We start from the raw sequence: 16,005 nt of genomic DNA, 5'->3' as shown, positions 1-16,005 counted from the left end.
ATCATTATAAACTGAATGTCAAGTGGGCGGGGGTGCGCTCCGCGCCGCGCGCGCAGCCCGCGCCGCTGCGCGGCGCCGCCGCGCGTATGCTTTCCGGTCGAGGAGGAGATGATGCGGCGATCGCGGGGACCGATCTTGTGCCTGTCGATGGCGTGCGTGCTCGGCGCCTGCGGGGGCGGTGAGCGCGGGGGCGAGGAGGCGCCCGGCACGGGTGGCCCCGGCGGGACGGGCGCCTCGGGCGGTGGAACGGGCGCGGGCGGCGCGATCCCGCGGTCGCCCGCGCACGGAGGCGGCGGCCCGCCGGCGGGCAACCCCGACGGGGCCTGCGCCGTGCCGGCCGAGGCGCAGGCCGTCGACACCTCGTCCCCGACGACGGTGATCGGCGACGGGACGCCGGAGAGCTGCACCTCCGAGGAGGTCGTCCGCGCCGTCGCGGGCGGCGGCATCATCACCTTCGACTGCGGCCCCGACCCGATCACCATCACGCTCGAGGAGACGGCGAAGATCTTCAACGACACCGGCCCCGAGATCGTGATCGACGGCGGCGGGCTCGTGACCCTGAGCGGCGGCCGCAAGCGGCGCATCCTCTACATGAACACCTGCGACGAGGCGCAGGTCTGGACGACGCCGCGCTGCGACGACCAGGACCACCCGCGCCTGACGATCCAGAACCTCACCTTCATCGAGGGGGACTCGACCGGCGAGGACGACGAGGGGGGCGGCGCCATCTTCGCGCAGGGCGGGCGCCTGAGGGTCGTCAACTCACGCTTCTTCGACAACGCGTGCGATCCGACCGGCCCCGACGTCGGCGGAGCCGGGATCCGGGCGCTCATGCAGTACGATGGACTGCCGCTCTACGTGGTGAACAGCACCTTCGGCGGCGCCGAGGGGTACGGGAACGCGTGCGCGAACGGCGGCGGCATCAGCAGCATCGGCGTCTCCTGGACGGTCATCAACAGCCTGTTTTCCCACAACCGCGCGCTCGGCAACGGCGGCAACCCCGCCCAGGCGGGGACGCCGGGCGGCGGCAGCGGCGGGGCCATCTACAACGACGGCAACACGATGACGCTCACGCTCTGCGGGACCCGGATCGAGCGGAACGAGGTGAACGCCCACGGGAGCGCGATCTTCTTCGTGAGCAACGACCACTCCGGGAAGATCGTCATCGATCGGTCGGTGATCACCGGCAACACCGGCGGCTCCTGGTATCCCACGTACCCGCAGATCTCGAACCACGACGATACGTCGATCACGGTGACGGGCTCGATCATCGAGTGAGCGCGGCCGGCTGCGGCGGACGAGGCGGGGACGCGCCGGCGACGCCGTGGCGCCGGCGCTGCTGCGTCACAACCGCTTTTCCAGCCGCTGCCTCGGCTCGGGGCCTCGCGCCGAGGGCGCCCTTCGCTCGACGCCGCCGCCGACGAACGCCGCCAGGTGCTCGCCGGTCACCGTCGACCTCGCCGCCACCAGGTCGGCCGGGGTGCCTTCGAACACGATCCGCCCGCCGTCGTGGCCCGCGCCCGGCCCGAGGTCGATGATCCAGTCGGCGTGCGCCATCACCGCCTGGTGGTGCTCGATCACGATGACCGACTTGCCGGCGTCGACCAGCCGGTCCAGGAGCCCGAGCAGCTGCGCGAGGTCGGCCAGGTGCAGCCCGGTGGTCGGCTCGTCGAGCACGTAGACGCCGCCGTCTTCGCCCATGTGCGTCGCGAGCTTGAGCCGCTGCCGCTCGCCGCCCGACAGCGTGGTGAGCGGCTGGCCGAGCCGCAGGTAGCCGAGCCCCACGTCGGCCATGCGCTGCAGGATCGCGTGCGCGGCCGGCGTGCGCGCCTCGCCGGCGCCGAAGAAGCCGACCGCGTCGTCGACCGACAGGTCGAGCACCTCGGCGATGTTGAGCCCGCCGAGCCGGTAGCCCAGCACCGACGCCTGGAACCGCCGGCCCTCGCACTCCTCGCAGACCGTGGTGACGCCGGCCATCATCGCGAGGTCGGTGTAGATCACCCCGGCGCCGTTGCAGGTCGGACAGGCGCCCTCGGAGTTGGCGCTGAACAGGGCGGGCTTCACGCCGTTGGCCTTCGCGAACGCCTTGCGGATCGGCTCCAGCAGATCGGTGTACGTCGCCGGGTTGCTCCGCCGCGAGCCGCGGATCGGGGTCTGGTCGACCGACACCACCCCGTCCCGGTTCGACACCGAGCCGTGGATCAGCGAGCTCTTGCCCGACCCCGCCACGCCGGTCACCACCACCAGCACGCCGAGCGGGATGTCGACGTCGACGTCCTTCAGGTTGTGCGTGCGGGCGCCGCGCACCTTCAGCACGCCCGACGGCTTCCGCACCGACCGCTTCAGGGAGGCCCGGTCGCTCAGGTGACGCCCGGTGAGCGTGGCGCTCTTCCGCAGCCCATCCACGGTGCCCTCGAAGACCACCTGGCCGCCGGCGGTGCCGGCGCCGGGGCCGAGGTCGACGACGTGGTCGGCGATCGCGATCACCTCCGGCTTGTGCTCGACCACGAGCACGGTGTTGCCCTTGTCGCGCAGCCGCAGCAAAAGGTCGTTCATCCGCTGGATGTCGTGGGGGTGCAGCCCGACCGTCGGCTCGTCGAAGACGTAGGTCACGTCGGTGAGCGACGACCCGAGGTGGCGGATCATCTTGGTCCGCTGCGCCTCGCCGCCCGACAGCGTGCCGGTCGGCCGGTCGAGGCTGAGGTAGCCGAGGCCGATCTCCACGAACGAGTCGAGCGTGTGCCGCAGCGCGGTGAGCAGCGGCGCGACGGACGGCTCGCTCAGATCGCGCGCCCACCCGGCCAGCTCGCTGATCTGCATCGCGCAGGCGTCGGCGATGTTGATCCCCTTGATCTTGGACGACCGGGCGACCTCGTTGAGCCGGGTGCCGCGGCACTCGGGGCAGGGGCTGAACGTGGCCACGCGCTCCACGAACGCTCGGACGTGCGGCTGCAGCGAGTCGAGGTCCCTGGACAGCATCGACTTCTGGATCTTCGGGATCAGCCCCTCGTAGGTCAGGTTGATGCCGTCGACCTTGATCTTGGTCGGCTCCTTGTGGAGCAGGTCGTGGAGCTCCTTCTTGGTGAACTTGCGGATCGGCTTGTCCGCGTCGAAGAAGCCGCAGCCGTTGAAGATGCGGCCGTACCAGCCATCCATGCTGTAGCCGGGGATCTTGATCGCGCCCTCGTTGATCGACTTGCGCTCGTCGTAGAGCTGCGTGAGGTCGATGTCGCTGACCGACCCCATGCCCTCGCATCGCGGACACATGCCGCCGGCGCGGGTGAACACGACGTTCTCGGCCTTCTTCCCTCCCTTCTCGACCGTGATCGATCCGGACGCGCGGACCGACGGGACGTTGAAGGCGAAGGCCCCGGGCCCGCCGATGTGCGGCTCGCCGAGGCGGCTCCACAGCACGCGGAGCATCGCGTTCGCGTCGGTCACCGTGCCGACCGTCGAGCGGGGATTACCGACCAGCCGCTCCTGGTCGATGAGGATCGCGGTGGTCAGCCCTTGCAGGACGTCGACCTCGGGCCGGGCCAGCGTCGGCATGAACCCCTGCACGAACGCGCTGTACGTCTCGTTGATCAGCCGCTGCGACTCGGCCGCGATGGTGCCGAACACCAGCGACGACTTGCCCGATCCCGAGACGCCGGTGAACACGGTCAGCCGCCGCTTGGGGATCTCGACGCTGACGTCCTTCAGGTTGTTCTCCCGCGCGCCCTGGACGCGGATCAGGTCGTGGCTGTCGGCGGGGTGCTGGGTGGAGGAGGCCATGTTCAAGCTCATTCCATGAAGATTTCAGGTTTCGTGCGGCCGGCCGCCCGTTCAGTCGGCGCGCCGCCCGCTGCGCCGCTCGGTGGCGTACGGCAGCACGAACAAGTACAGGCCGGTGAACAGGAGAAAGACGAGCGGAAGCAGCGCCAGGAGGCCCACCCAGACGGCAGGCTCTTCCCGTCCCATGGCGACGAGGTTGACGATGACGGCCACCGTGAAGGCGATGGACACCCAGCGGTGGGATTGTCGAATCCATTTGTTCCAGTTCAATGGGACCTCCTCTGAAGACGAGCCCGGAGTGATCGGGCACCCCCGCGACGAGCCTCAGGCCACGAGCCTCCACCGGCTCACGGGATCCTCGCGACCAGGTCGACGAGCCTCCCGCCCATCATCTTCCAGCCGTAGCGCGCGCCGGCGAAGTTCTGCTTCTGGTCCGGCTTGAAGCCCGAATGCACGAGGGACAGGCGCGTGCCCGACGCCGTGGGCGTGAGCGTGAACGTCACGAGGGTGTCCATGTCGCCGACGACCCACGTGTAGCTGAGCTTCCTGCGCTCTTCGATCTCGGCGAGCCGGCAGTTCACGAGGCCGTCCCAGCCGGGCTGCGGCTGCGCCTTGAGCGTGAACGCGGCCCCCGGCTCGAGCTTGAGATCGACGACGGGCAGGAGCCACTCCGCGAGCAGCGCGGGGTCGGTGAGCGCGCGCCACACCTTCTCCGGCGAATGACGCAACTCGAACTCGAATGAAATGGACTCGGTCTGCGCTCGTGCGGTCTTGTCGGTGAGAGTCATTCGTCCATTTTCTCCAGCAGTCGCTCGAGGCGATCGACGTGCTCCGTCCAGAAGGCGCGGTAGTGCGCGATCCAGTCGATGAGCGGCTTCAGCCCGCGCGGCTCCACCCGGTAGTAGACACAGCGCCCCTCGCGCCGGCCGTTCACCAGGCCGGCGTCTTTCAGCGTGGCGAGGTGCTGCGAGACCGCCGGCTGCGAGATGTCGAAGCGCGCCGTGAGGTCCTTCACGGCCGCCTCGCCGCGCGTGAGCGACTCGAAGATCGCCCGGCGGCTGGGGTCCGCCAGCGCCTGGAAGATCTTGTCTTCGGCCGCGGCCGCGCGGTGCATCCTCGAACGTATAAGTCTATGCTTATATATTGTCAAGCGCGCGCTCGCTCGCCGGCAGCGCGAGCGCGCGCAGGAGCCCCCTGCTGGCGCTGGCGGATGAGGGGACGGCGAACCCGCGTGCCGCCGGCGGGTGGGCGCTACGGCGTGGAGGAGAGGATCCGGCGCTCGGCCACCGGGGCGCGTGGCCGCCCCCGCAGCGCTTCCTCGAGGTGGGCGTGGGCGCGCTCGGCGCGGCTGGGGTCACGATCCTGGAGCGCGGGTCCGCCGAGCGTGCTGGCATGGCACGCGGAGCAGCCGCGTCGTCGAGGTGGACGCCGGCGAATTCGTGGTCGTCGATGGCCGCCCGTGTGAACGAGCTCGGGCGGAGACAGGACACGCCTCGGAGGGCGCCGCGCCGGCGCGCCGCGCCCCCCGGGGCGCCTCAGTGCACGCGCATGCCCGGCTTCGCCCCGGCGTCGGGCGACAGCACGTGCACCGTGTCGTCGCCGGCCGCCAGCACCATCCCCTCGCTGAGGCCGAACTTCATCTTCCGGGGCGCCAGGTTGGCGCACACGATGACGAGCCGCCCGACGAGATCCTCCGGCTTGTAATGGGCCTTGATGCCGGCGAACACCGTGCGCCGCGCCTCTCCGCCGAGCGAGACGGTGAGCTTGAGCAGCTTCTTCGCCTCGGGCACGTGCTCCGCCGCGAGGATGCGCGCGACGCGCAGGTCGATCTTCGTGAAGTCGTCGATCGTGCACTCCGGGGCGAGCGGCTCCTTCGCGAGCGCCGCGCCGTCGTCCTCGGCGCCCGCGGCCCCGCCCGGCGCCGCCGCGCCGGCGGCCGCCGCGGCCGGCGCCTCCTCGGCGGGGCGGCTCTCGGCGATCATCCTGTCCACGGCGGCCGGCTCGACGCGCTTCATGAGGTGCTCATACGCGCCCACGGGCGTGCCCACGAGCGGAGTCCTCGCGTGCGCCCAGACGTCCATCGGACACCCGAGCAGCCGCGCCACGTCGTCCGCGAGCTTCGGCAGCACCGGCGCCAGGTAGAGGACGATCTGCCGGAACAGGTTGAGCGCCACCGTGCAGACGGCCTGCACCTCGGCCTTCTTGTCCGGCTGCTTCGCGAGCGCCCACGGCTGCATCCGGTCGACATACTCGTTCGCCCGGTCGGCGAGGGCGATGATGAGCCGCGTCGCCCGCGCGAAGTCGAACGCCGCGTACGCCGCCCCGATCGCGTCCCCCTCCGCCGCCGCCGCCGCGAAGAGGCCGCCGTCGTCCGGATACACGGGCGACAGCCCCACCCCCGCGACGAAGCGCGACGAGCGGCTCGCCAGGTTCACGACCTTGTTCACGAGCTCGGCGTTCACCTTGTTCACGAGCTCTTCCAGGTTCAGATCGATGTCGTCGACCTTCGAGCTCAGCTTGCTCGCGTAGTAATAACGCAGGTACGCGGGGTCGAGGTGCTTCAGGTACGTCGAGGCGAGCACGAACGTGCCCTTGCTCTTCGACATCTTCTCGCCGTTCACGGTGAGGAACCCGTGCACCTGCACGCGCGACGGCAGCGTGAAGCCCGCGCTCCTCAGCATCGCCGGCCAGAAGAGGGTGTGGAAATAGACGATATCCTTGCCGATGACGTGGACGATCTCGGTCTCTTCCGAGCGCCACCAGTCGTCGAACGACTCGCCCTCCCGGTCGCACCACTCCTTGCTTGCGGCGATGTAGCCGATCGGCGCGTCGAACCAGACATACCAGTAGTTCCCGGGCGCGTCCGGGATCTCGAAGCCGAAGTACGGGGCAGGGCGCGACACGTCCCAGTCCCGGAGCGGCTCCGACAGGAAGTGGCCCGCGAGGTAGTTCGCGATCTCCTTCGGCATCCGCCCCTCGGCCTGCGTCCAGGTGGCCAGGAACGGCCGCTCCGGCTCGATGGCCACCATGAGGTGCTGCGCGCTCCGCACCTCGGGCCGCACGCCCGTGAGGGCGCTCCTCGGCTCGACGAGATCCGTGGCGGCGTAGGTCGAGCCGCACTTGTCGCAGCTGTCGCCGTACTGGTCCGGCGCGGCGCACTTCGGACAGGTGCCCTTGACGAAGCGGTCCGCCAGGAACATCCCCTCCTTCGGATCGAAGAGCTGCGTGACGTCCTTCGTGGTCACCCTGCCGCGCTCCCGCAGCGACGCCCAGATCTCGTGGCACAACGCCCGGTTCGCGGGGGAGTTCGTGCTGCCGTAATGGTCAACGCGGATCTGGAATGCGGCGAAGTCGCGCTGGTGCGCCGCGTTCATGTCGGCGATGACGTCGACCTCGCTCCGCCCCTCTTGCCGCGCGCGGATCATGATGGCCGTGCCGTGGGTGTCGTCGGCGCAGAGGTAGATGGTCCTGCGCCCGGTCATGCGCCAGTAACGCGCGAAGATGTCGGTCTGCGTGTATTCGACCAGGTGGCCGAGGTGGATGTGGCCGTTCGCGTAGGGGAGCGCGCTGGTGATGAGGAGCCGTTTCATGCTGGGCAGGACTTTGCACGAACTCGCGGCCCGACGCCATGCGCGGGCGCGGCCCCGCGCGACGGCGTCGCCGGGGCGCGCGGTCCGGGACGGAGCGAGCCGCCGCCGCCAGCGGCGTTGAGCCGGGCGCCGCGAGGGCGAGCCCGCGATTCGTCCGGGACCGCGTAACCTTTCCGGCCCCCCGATCGTGGTACGGCCAGGAAAGGGGACACGGGATGAGACACACGAACGACGTGGTGGTGATCGGCGGCGGGCTCGCGGGGCTCGCGGCGGCGGCGTACCTGGGCCGGGCGGGGCGGTCCGTCGCCCTCGTCGAGAAGGCGCACGCGCCGGGCGGCCGCGCCGCCACGCAGGAGAGCCGCGGCTTCTCGCTCAACCTCGGCGCCCACGCCCTCTACCGGGGCGGCGCGGCGCACCGGGCGCTCCAGGAGCTCGGCGTCCGGTTCAGCGGCGGGGCGCCGCCCGGGTCGGGGGCGTTCGCCCTCGACCGGGGCGTCCTGCACACCATGCCTTACGGCGCGCTGTCGCTGCTCACGACGGGCCTCTTCGGCGTCGCCGAGAAGATCGAGGTGAGCCGCGTCCTCGGCAAGCTCGCCTCGGTCGACGCCGCGCCGCTCATGGCGGTCCCGGTCTCGACCTGGCTCCAGGGCGCGTTCCGCTCCCCCGCGGTGCGCCGGTTCGTCTCCATGCTCATCCGGCTGTCCACCTTCTGCGCCGACGACGAGCGCCAGAGCGCCGGCGCGGCGCTCGAGCAGGTGCAGCGCGGCGTCCGCGACGGCGTGCTCTACCTCGACGGCGGCTGGAGGACGCTGGTCGACGGCCTGCGCGACGCGGCGGTCGCGGCCGGCGTGCAGATCGTCACCGGGGCGCGGGCGGAGCAGGTCGAGCTGCAGGGCGGCGAGGCGGCCGGCGTGATGCTCGCGGGCGGCGACCGCATCCGCGCCGGCGCCGTGCTCATCGCCGCCGGCCCGCGCGCGGCGGCCGCGCTCGTGCCCGGGAGCCCAGCGCTCGCGGGGTACGCCGAGCGCGCCGTCCCGCTCCGCGCGGCGTGCCTCGACGTGGCGCTCTCGCGGCTGCCTCGCCCGCGCCTCAACCTCGTGCTCGGCATGGATCGCCCGCTCTACCTGTCGGTGCACTCGAACGTCGCGCGGCTCGCCCCCGAGGGCGGCGGCGTGATCCACACGATGCAGTACGGCCCCGAGCGCGCCGGGGGCGACGCGGAGCGCGCGCTCGAGGACCTCCTCGAGCTCGGCCAGCCGGGCTACCGCGACGCGCTCGTCGAGCGCCGCTTCCTGCCGTCGCTCGTCGCCAGCAACGCCGTGGTCACCGCCGACGGCGGCGGCTTCGCGGGGCGCCCCGGCGTCCGCGTCCCGGAGCTCGCCGGGCTCTTCGTCGCGGGCGACTGGGTGGGACCGGAGGGCATGCTCGCCGACGCGAGCCTCGCCAGCGCCCGGGCCGCCGCCGAGGCCATCCTGGCGCGCCGGGCGCTCGACCGCGCCGCATGACGATGAGGTCGCCGCAGCACGCCGCCGACCCGAGGGGCGCTTCCGCGCCGGACGCGGCGCTCGCCTCGAGCTACCTCGGGGCGAGCTACCGCGAGCACGAGCGCTTCCTCTGGGCGCTGTCCTACCGGCTCACGGGCAGCGCCGCCGACGCGGACGACATCGTGCAGGAGACGTTCATCCGCGCGCTGGAGCGCCCGCCGGCGCGCACGGACGAGCCCGTGCGCCCCTGGCTCACACGCGTCGCGCTGAACCTCGGCCGCGACGTCCTGCGGCGCCGCAAGCGCCGCCCCTACGACGGCCCGTGGCTCCCCTCCCCGATCGAGGCGGAGCCCGAGCCGCCGTCGTTCGAGCTCCCGGGCAAGGACGGCACCGAGCACCGCTACGATCTCCTGGAGAGCGCCTCGTTCGCGTTCCTCGTCGCGCTCGAGGCGCTCACCCCGCGGCAGCGCGCCGTGCTCCTGCTCCGCGACGTCTTCGACTACTCGGTGCAGGAGACCGCCGCCGCGCTCGACCTGTCGGAGGCCAGCGTGAAGACGACGCACCACCGCGCCCGCCGCGCCCTCGAGCCGTACGACCGCGATCGCTGCCGCCCCTCGCCCGAGCTCGTCGAGCGGTCGGGCGCGGCGCTCGTGCGCTTCCTCCGGACGCTGGCGACGCACGACGTGCCGGCCATCGAGGCGCTGCTCAGCGAGGGCGTCCGCGTCGTCAACGACGCGAACGGCGAGTTCAAGGCGGCGCGCAAGATCGTCACCGGGCGGAGCCGGGTCGCGCGGTTCTGCGCCGGCGTGCTCCGGTTCGGGTATGGCGGCGAGGCCCGCCACGCGATCCGCCTGCTCAACGGCCTCCCCGCGCTCGTCGTCGAGCGCCTGGGCGGCTCGGGCAAGCTCGCCCCGCGGTACGTCACGCGGTGCGACATCGACGCGGACGGTCGCATCACGGTGATCCACACCGTGCTCGCCTCGCGCAAGCTGACGGCCGTGAAGCCGCTCGCCCCGTGAGCCCCCGGTGCGCAGCACCACCGGCGCCCAGGGGGCAGAGGCAGCCCCCTGCCGGCCGAGCACTGGAGTGAGTCATGTCGTGGGGCGTGCTTCGGCCGGCGAAGTAGATACTGTGATTCAGCAGCCTAGCGCCGGTGGGCGTTCGTGTCCACGCTGGAACAGCCCGCTCGCTCAGGTCGCTTTCTGGGCCCGCTCGCGGTGCGCCTGCTCGATGAAGTGGCGAACCTCCTTCTCGATCGCCGCGAGCGCCACCCCCTTGAAGGGGCGCAGGAGGAGCGGCACGTCGAGATCGACGTCCACGGCGCCGGGGCGGAGCTCCATGCTGCCTTTCAGCTTCACCCCCTTCACCGAGAATCCCAGCTCGGCGCGCCGGTCGTCTCGCCACACGAGGAAGGGCTGATACTCCGCGTACTGCTCTCTGTACTGTGCGATCGCTCGTTCGGTCGCCAGCTTCGCCTCTTGGTCGTTCAGGTCATGTTCGATCGTGTGTTTCATGGGACCTCGCAGTTGGGTTCAGAGGCACATCGCGAGAACCGGCCAGTGAGCCGCCCGCCGCGGGCGCTTCGCGGGGCGAGCGCGGTGCCCGGCCGATTTTCTCCGTGAATACCACGGATGCACCCCACCCGCGGGACGTTGACTCGCCTCCTGACTCGAAATCTGCATTGTGGGACATTTCGCCGCGCCCGGCACCGGTGCGCGCGGCCAGCGCGCGGCCGGGCAGCCGTCGCGAAGGCGGCGCGGATCGCGGCGATGTCGGCGCGGATCGCGCGGATGAGCCCGGCCATGACGGGCCACGGCCCCGGCACGCCTGAGCCCGCTGCCGCGCGCGGCCGCGCCGGGGGGCGCCCGGGCTCGATGACCACAGGCGCCCCCCCCCCGCGCGCGCCTGTGGTCATCGAGCCCGGCCTCGCGTAAAGAACAGCGCCGCCGTGGACCTCCTGTATTTCGCGCTGCTCTGCTCCGTGCTCATCTTCGTGCACGAGCTCGGCCACTTTGTGTGCGCGAAGCTCTTCGGCGTGAAGGTCCTCACCTTCTCGATCGGCTTCGGCCCCCGCGTGCTGCGCCTCCGGGGCCGCGAGACGGAGTACTGCATCGCGCTCCTGCCCCTCGGCGGCTTCGTGAAGATGCTCGAGGAGAACCGGCAGGAGGCCGTGCTCCCCGAGGATCGCAAGCGCACCTTCGAGTCCCAGGCGCTCTGGAAGCGCGTGATCATCGTCATGGCGGGCCCGGCGATGAACGTGCTGTTCCCGGTGCTCCTCTACTTCGCGGTCTTCATCGGCGAGACGCGCTTCGTGCCGCCGACGGTCGGCGTGGTCCTGCCGGGGCACCCGGCCGAGGGCCGGCTCGTGCCGGGCGATCGCATCCTCGAGGTGGACGGCGAGCGCATCGGCACCTTCGCCGAGCTCCACCGCATCGTATCGAAGAGCCCCAACCAGGAGCTCCGGCTCACGGTCTTCCGCGACAAGGAGCGCGTCGAGGTCACGGTCGTCCCGGAGGAGAAGATCGTCCAGAAGCCGCTCGAGATCGTCGACCGCGTGGGCGAGATCGGCATCAAGCCGAGCCGCCCCGCGGCCGTGATCGGCGTGGCGCGGCCCGACTCGCCCGCCTACCGCGCCGGGCTCCGCACGTTCGACGTGGTGACGGACGTGCGCGGCAAGCCCGTGAAGACGTTCGCCGACCTGGAGCACGCGCTCGAGGACAACCGCGGCGCCACGGTGCCGGTCACGTACCTGCGCCCGGTCCCGGTGCCGAACGCGCTCGGCGGGCTGGCCGAGCTCGCGGTGTACGAGTCGGGCGTCGCCGCGCTGACCCCCGAGGCCGGCCACGGCGATCTGCTCGCGCGGACCGGCATCGAGCCCGCGGACCTCTACGTCGCCGAGGTGCCCGAGGGCTCGGCCGAGTGGGACGCCGAGCTCCGGCCGGGCGACCGCATCACCGAGGTCGACGGCGTCGAGGTCACCGCCTGGTCGACGTTCGTCGAGCTCCTGTTCGCCGCGCCGGACCGGCCGCACGTGATCACCTGGCAGCGCGCGGGCCAGCGCAAGAGCGGCACGATCGAGCTGCGCCGCGAGGACTGGATCGACGAGTACGGCCAGCACCGCCCGCGCTTCTACCTGCGCGCGTCGAACTGGTCGCCGATGGTGGCCGAGCCGTTCGTCGACAGCCCGTCCGCGTTCCAGTTCGCGCTGGAGAGCGCGATCGACGAGACGTACGACGTCATCCGGTTCATCGTGGTCGGGATCGTCCGCATCATCGAGGGCAAGGTCAGCATCTCCACGCTGGGCGGCCCGATCACGGTGTACGACGTGATCGGCGAGGAGGGCGCCAAGGGGGTCAGCTACTTCGTGTGGGCGATGGCGGTGATCTCGATCAACCTCGGGCTCATCAACCTGCTGCCCATCCCCGTGCTCGACGGCGGCCACCTGCTGTTCTTCACGTTCGAGGCCGTGCTGCGGCGCCCGCTGCCGCTGCGCGTGCGCGAGATCGCGAGCCTGGTCGGGCTCGTGGTGCTCATCGGCCTGATGGGCATCGCCTTCAAGAACGACGTCGAGCGCCGCTGGGACGTGATCCAGGGGCAGTTCAAGGAGCTCGTTGGCTGACCGGACGCGAGGTGACGGGGGCGGCGCGGCGCGCGCGCCCCAGGGCCCGCCGGGCCCGCGGCGGCCCGGCGAGGGCGGGGCGCGGGCGGTCGCCGCGCGCGTGCTCGCGCGGGTGTGGGGCTCGGACGCCTTCGCCTCCGCGGCGCTGGACGCGGAGCTGCGCCGCGCGCCGGCGCTGGATCCGCGGGACGTCGGCCTCGCGACCGAGCTCGTCTACGGCGTCCTGCGCGCGCAGGCGGCGCTCGAGGGGCGCATCGCCGAGCTCGCCGCGAAGGGCGGGTGGGCGACGGACCCGGTGGTGCGGGCGCACGTGCTGATGGGCGCGTACTCGCTCTGCTTCCTCGACCGGATCCCCGCGTTCGCGGCCGTCTCGGAGGCGGTGGCCGGCGTCCGGGCGGCGGGCGGGCCGCGGGTGGGCGCGTTCGCGAACGCGGTGCTGCGCAGGCTCGCGGCGGCGGTGGACGGCGGCGCGCGCCCGCCGCTCGAGGCCGCGGTGGTCGCGTCGGCGCCCGGGTGGCTGCGGGGCGCCCTGCGGCGCTCGCTCGGCCGCGCGGCGGCCGAGGCGTTCCTGTCGGCCGGCCCGGTGCCGCCGCCCTCGGGGCTCTGCCTCGCGCCGGGCGAGGATCGCGACGCGTGGCTCTCCGCGCTGCGGGGCGCCGCGCCGGCCGCGACGTTCGAGGCGGGGCGCGTCTCCCCGCGCGCGATCGTCGCGCGCGGCGCGGGCGATCTCCGGCGGCTCCCCGGCTTCGGCGCGGCGTGGATCGGCCAGGAGGAGGGGGCGCAGGCGCTCGCGCTCGCGCTCGGGGCGCGGCCCGGCGAGCGCGTGCTCGACGCGTGCGCCGGCCGGGGCACCAAGTCGTGGCTGCTGTCGCGCGCGGTGCTCCCCGGCGGCGCGGTGGACGCGGCGGACCTGTACCCGGCGAAGCTGTCGCAGCTCCGGTCGACGCTGGGCGCGCCCCCGACGAGCTCGGAGAGCGCGAGCGCGGAGGGCATCGACGCGCCGGGCGGCGCGCCCGGGAGCGATGCGCTGGGCGACGCGCCCGGCAGCGGCGCGCCGGGCGGGGCGCGCGAGCGAGCGGCTGGCCTCGTCCGCGCGACGTACGCGGTCGACTGGACGGTGGGCGTGGGCGACGTGCCCGAGGGCTACGACCGGGTGCTCGTCGACGCCCCCTGCTCCGGGGTGGGCACGCTGCGGCGGCGCCCCGAGCTCGCGCTCCGCCGCGAGGCGGACGACCTCGGGCGCCTCGCCGACCTGCAGGTCGCGATCGTGCGCCGCGCCGCGACGCGCGCCCGGGATGGCGGCCGGCTCGTGTTCGCGGTGTGCAGCGTGCTGCGCGAGGAGTGCGAGGCCGTGGTGGCGCGGCTCGCGGCCCCGGCCGAGGACGACCTCGGGGTCCAGCTCTCGCCGGCTCCGTTCGACGCGGAGATCGCCCGGGAGCTCTCGGGGGGCGGCGAGGCGTTCCGGCTCCTGCCGCACGTACACGGGACCGACGGGTATTTCGCCGCGATGTTCGTCGTGCGGCGCTGACGGCGCGCCCGCCGTCGCCCGCCGAGATGGAGTAGCTTCATGCCGTCGAGCGTTCGAACGTGAACGCCCATCGTACCGGGAGGTAAGTGGATGAAGAAAACGTACACGGGGAGCTGCCACTGCGGCGCGGTCCGCTTCGAGGCCGACATCGACCTGAGCGCTGGAACCAATAAGTGCAACTGCTCTATCTGCATCAAGACGAGGAACTGGAACGTGATCATCAAGCCGGACGCGTTTCGGTTGCTCGCGGGAGAGGACGCGCTGAGCGACTACCAGTTCGGCCTGAAGGTTGGACACCACCTGTTCTGTCGACACTGCGGCGTGCGCTCGTTCGGGCGTGGGCATGTGGAGGAAATCGGCGGTGACTACGTGGCGGTTCAGCTTGCTTCGCTGGACGACGTGGATCTCGGGGAGCTCATCTCCGCGCCGATCAGGTACGCCGACGGACGTAACAACAACTGGGGGGCATCCCCCACAGAGATCCGGCACCTGTGAACGTGGCGCGCCACCCCCGGAGGCCCGGCGTGCTTCGGCGGCGACGGCGGGCGTCGTCGCGATCGCGGACACGGGCGCGGCCGAGCCTGCGGAGATCGTCCGGGGGCGCCCGTTCTTTTTCTTCCTCAACGACCGCCACGGCGGCGGAGCGCACGAGGTGTCAGCGGCTCATCCGAGGGCGCCGGACCAGAGCTTCGCCATGCCCTGAGCGGCTTCGTCGAAGTTCGTCTGTCGGCTTCGGCGATTGCGCTCGCTCACGAAAGCGGGATCCGGGTTGAACAGCATCGCCGCGAAACCACGCCCCGCGCCGATGATGGCGTTTGCCTTCTCGCGGCGGACCGCCGTGAACCGCGGGAAGAGCTCGGAGGGCGCCTGTGGCACGCCATCGTCGAGCAGACGGCCCAAATGCCACGCGTCTTCGAGCGCCTGGCACGCGCCCTGACCGGAGGTGGGGAGCGGAGCGTGGGCCGCATCGCCGATCAAGAGCACCCGCTGCCGATGCCAGAGGTCGATCGGATCGTGATCGTGCACGTAGATTTCTCGGAGGCTGTCAGCATCGGCGCAGCGGATCGTCTCCTGGACAGGCTGGGGCCAAGCGGAGAAGCGCTCCGCCAGCATCGGTCCGATGGCGCTGCGGTGCGCCGCGGCCCTGGGCATGGCCGCGGCCCCAGCGAAGTAGGCGAGCCGGCTCGAGATGGGGACGATGCCGAAGCGCTCGCCGCATCCCCAGACATCGAGGACCGTATGGGGGTCGAAGACGTGCTCGGCGGAGCGGGCCACGCCGATCCAGTTCACGAACCCGCCGTAACGTGCCTGGTTGTCCCCCAGCACGAACTTCCGCAGGGGTGAAGCCATGCGCCCGTCGGCGCCGAGGACCCAGTCGGCCTCGAGCCGTCGACCATCGCTCAAGAGGACCGCGCCTCCTTCCGCGGCGCCGGTGACCCGCCGGGAGTACTCGACCGTCGCCCCGCTCTGCTCGGCAAAGCGGGTCAGAATTTCATGCAGGTCAGCACGCAGGATCGAGTAGCTCGGCGCGCCGAGACGCTCGTTGATGGCGGACAGAGGCAGGTCTCCCAGGCGCTCACCGCGATCCGACATGCGTCGCATCGTGCGTGGCGTGCCCGCGACCCCACGCACCGCTTCCTCCAGCCCAAAGGAGCGCAACACCCGGGTCGCATTGGGGAAGGAGACGATGCCAGCCCCCAAGGTCGAGGGCCCCTCCCGCCGTTCGAACACGCGCACGTCGTGACCGCGCTGGGCCAGAACACCTGCTGCGCTGAGCCCCGCGATGCCCCCGCCGGAGATGATCACCTCCATGGGGAGAAACGATGGCACCCGCGCGATCGGCGCGCCAGGAAGGTGCCCTCACGCGGGCGCTGCTGGCGACAGCACGTCACCGCCGGAAGCTCGGGGGCGTTCCGCTCGGAAGAGCTCCCCCGTTCTTCTCGCAAGCACGCACATCCACCGCGGCGCCTCCGCGCCCGGCCGCCTCCGACATCGGGAGAAACCCGATTG

The 16,005-nt window shown here is 72.0% G+C and carries 13 protein-coding genes; 6 read left to right on the top strand and 7 right to left on the bottom strand.

The genetic code is table 11. The features are described from left to right. The first annotated feature begins 111 nt into the window (after positions 1-111). Positions 112-1,278 (top strand): hypothetical protein, encoded by a 1,167-nt coding sequence (locus WMF31_RS02000; RefSeq protein ID WP_436606507.1) that lies wholly within the window; start codon positions 112-114, stop codon positions 1,276-1,278. A 66-nt stretch (positions 1,279-1,344) separates the two neighbouring features. Here the strand turns inward: WMF31_RS02000 and WMF31_RS01995 are convergent, their stop codons facing one another. The 5 genes from WMF31_RS01995 to metG form a co-directional block, all read right to left on the bottom strand. Beyond that, complete coding sequence (locus tag WMF31_RS01995) at positions 1,345-3,774, bottom strand: ATP-binding cassette domain-containing protein (protein ID WP_436600318.1); 2,430 nt, start codon at positions 3,772-3,774, stop codon at positions 1,345-1,347. 51 nt (positions 3,775-3,825) lie between these two features. Next, positions 3,826-4,044 carry a hypothetical protein gene (locus tag WMF31_RS01990; RefSeq protein WP_436600317.1) on the bottom strand — a complete coding sequence of 73 codons (219 nt, stop codon included), beginning with the start codon at positions 4,042-4,044 and terminating at the stop codon, positions 3,826-3,828. 77 nt (positions 4,045-4,121) lie between these two features. Further along, entirely contained in the window at positions 4,122-4,562 is a 441-nt protein-coding gene (locus WMF31_RS01985; RefSeq protein WP_436600316.1) for an SRPBCC family protein, read from the bottom strand. Next, the gene (locus WMF31_RS01980) at positions 4,559-4,888 is read right to left on the bottom strand and encodes an ArsR/SmtB family transcription factor (RefSeq protein ID WP_436600315.1); all 330 of its coding nucleotides are present in this window, start codon (positions 4,886-4,888) and stop codon (positions 4,559-4,561) included. Before WMF31_RS01980 ends, WMF31_RS01985 begins: the two co-directional genes overlap by 4 nt. A 421-nt stretch (positions 4,889-5,309) precedes the next feature. Then, positions 5,310-7,364, bottom strand: a complete 2,055-nt coding sequence (metG, locus tag WMF31_RS01975) for a methionine--tRNA ligase (protein ID WP_436600314.1) — start codon at positions 7,362-7,364, stop codon at positions 5,310-5,312. A 215-nt stretch (positions 7,365-7,579) separates the two neighbouring features. On the opposite strand from metG, the gene WMF31_RS01970 reads away from it, so the two are divergent. Together WMF31_RS01970 and WMF31_RS01965 are read left to right on the top strand one after the other, a co-directional pair. Then, positions 7,580-8,869, top strand: coding sequence for a phytoene desaturase family protein (locus WMF31_RS01970; protein WP_436600313.1), 1,290 nt, complete (start codon positions 7,580-7,582; stop codon positions 8,867-8,869). Positions 8,870-8,871: 2 nt separating this feature from the next. Continuing rightward, complete coding sequence (locus tag WMF31_RS01965; protein WP_436600312.1) at positions 8,872-9,867, top strand: sigma-70 family RNA polymerase sigma factor; 996 nt, start codon at positions 8,872-8,874, stop codon at positions 9,865-9,867. A 171-nt stretch (positions 9,868-10,038) separates the two neighbouring features. On the opposite strand, the gene WMF31_RS01960 is transcribed toward WMF31_RS01965, so the two are convergent. After that, positions 10,039-10,362, bottom strand: a complete 324-nt coding sequence (locus WMF31_RS01960) for a polyhydroxyalkanoic acid system family protein (RefSeq protein ID WP_436600311.1) — start codon at positions 10,360-10,362, stop codon at positions 10,039-10,041. A 434-nt stretch (positions 10,363-10,796) separates the two neighbouring features. Here WMF31_RS01960 and rseP point away from each other — a divergent pair, with 434 nt between their 5' ends. From rseP to WMF31_RS01945, 3 genes are all read left to right on the top strand, one after another. Next, positions 10,797-12,467 (top strand): RIP metalloprotease RseP, encoded by a 1,671-nt coding sequence (gene rseP / locus WMF31_RS01955; protein WP_436600310.1) that lies wholly within the window; start codon positions 10,797-10,799, stop codon positions 12,465-12,467. Then, positions 12,460-13,995 (top strand): RsmB/NOP family class I SAM-dependent RNA methyltransferase, encoded by a 1,536-nt coding sequence (locus WMF31_RS01950; protein WP_436600309.1) that lies wholly within the window; start codon positions 12,460-12,462, stop codon positions 13,993-13,995. The genes rseP and WMF31_RS01950 overlap by 8 nt, the downstream gene beginning before the upstream one ends. Positions 13,996-14,085: 90 nt before the next feature. Beyond that, positions 14,086-14,490: a GFA family protein gene (locus WMF31_RS01945; protein WP_436600308.1), complete on the top strand. Its 405-nt coding sequence runs from the start codon at positions 14,086-14,088 to the stop codon at positions 14,488-14,490. Between the two features lie 168 nt (positions 14,491-14,658). Here WMF31_RS01945 and WMF31_RS01940 read toward each other — a convergent pair whose 3' ends face one another. Beyond that, a complete protein-coding gene (locus WMF31_RS01940; protein WP_436600307.1) occupies positions 14,659-15,807 on the bottom strand; it encodes an FAD-dependent oxidoreductase in 1,149 nt (382 codons plus the stop codon). Positions 15,808-16,005: the final 198 nt, after the last annotated feature.

Origin of the sequence: Sorangium sp. So ce1036 (assembly GCF_051369805.1) — a bacterium.
Taxonomy (GTDB): Bacteria; Myxococcota_A; Polyangia; order Polyangiales; family Polyangiaceae; genus Sorangium; species Sorangium cellulosum_F.
The sequence above is the reverse complement of the archived record's forward strand: the minus strand, read 5'-3'. Positions and strand labels throughout refer to the sequence as shown.